1 protein-coding gene is annotated in these 1486 nt (G+C 69.4%); it reads left to right on the top strand.

The features are described 5' to 3' along the window. Nucleotides 1-245 precede the first annotated feature (245 nt). The gene (locus tag ACZ55U_RS39020) at nucleotides 246-1466 is read left to right on the top strand and encodes an IS110 family RNA-guided transposase (RefSeq protein WP_465534388.1); all 1221 of its coding nucleotides are present in this window, start codon (nucleotides 246-248) and stop codon (nucleotides 1464-1466) included. The last annotated feature ends 20 nt before the right edge of the window (nucleotides 1467-1486 follow it).

Here is a 1486-nt window from a genome sequence, read left to right on the forward strand (position 1 = left end):
GCTCATTAGAGGACCATCCCTTCTGCAGCCCTCTTCGGTAGGGTTGTGACCTCTCGGTCCCGGTGGGTGCATGGCCAGTGTCGCGAGCCGTTCGACGGCCAGCGTGAGTTATGCCAGCCCCGCCGGGCCGAGGCCGTCTGATCGGCATCAGGGACACGCCCCGCAGAGGGCCGATTAATGAGCTCCCGGCAGACGACCTCACCACCGGGCAGGTGCTCCGTCGACGTCACAGGAGTACGACCTTCGTGTTCATCGGATGGGACTGGGCGACCGAGACCCACGACGTCACCGTCATGGACAACTCCGGCACCAGAGTGGACCGCTGGGAACTCGCGCACACCGAGCAAGGCATCGAAGCCACGCTCAAGCGCCTGCGCAAGCACGGGAGTCCGGCCGACCTGCCGGTGGCGATCGAGACCACCCGCGGCCTGGTGGTTGACCGGCTGCTGGCCGCCGGCCACCCGGTCGTGCCGGTACACCCGAACGCATTCCACGCGATGCGCCCGCGCTGGGGCGCCTCCAAGGCCAAGACCGACGCCGGCGACAGCATGAAGCTCGCCGACTACCTGCGCACCGACGGCCACCAACTGCGCCGCCTGGTCCCGACCGATCCCCGGACCCTGGAACTGCAGGCCCTCACCCGCCAGCGCGCCGACCACGTCGAGGCCAAGGTTGCCGCCGTTAACCAGCTCGACGCCCAGCTCGACCAACTGTGGCCCGGCGGCAAGGCCGTCTTCGCCGACCGCGACAGCGACATCGCCCTGGAATTCCTCGACCGCTACCCGACCCCGCAGGCCGCCGCCAAGCTCACCCCGTCCAGGCTGGAGGCATGGTGCAAGCGGCGCGGATACTCCGGCAAGCGGTCCGGCCAGGTCCTCATCGACCGGATGCGCGCCGCCCCGGCCGCCGCGAGCAGGCTCGGCGAGGCCACGGTCGCGACCCTCATCCGAGTCCAGGTCCAGCTGGTACGAGGCATACGTGCCACGATCCGCGAGCTCGACAAGGCGATCGCCGAAGCCGTCGACGCCCACCCCTACGCGCCGCTGCTGGCCAGCATGCCCCGCATCGGCAAGGTCAACCTCGGACAGATCATCGGCGAGATCGGCCCGATCCTCGAACGCGCCGAGTCCTGCGAGCAGTTCATCGCCGAGGCCGGTGTCGTGCCGGTCACCCGGGCCTCCGGCAAGTCCCGCGCGGTGACCTTCCGCGTCGCCACCAACCGACGGGCCCGCATCGCGATCACCACGTTCGCCGACAACAGCCGGCACGGCAGCGACTGGGCCGCGAAGATCTACACCGACGCCCGGGCCCGCAAGAAGCGCCACCCCCACGCCGTCCGCATCCTCGCCCGCGCCTGGCTGCGAGTGATCTGGGCCTGTCGGCGCGACGGCACCCCCTACGACCCCGTCACCCACCAGACCAACAACAAGATCAAAACGACTCCCGAGACGGCTCCGGCGGCATAGAGGTTGACTCAGGAAACTCA

This window comes from Kitasatospora sp. NPDC034533, from assembly GCF_055575155.1.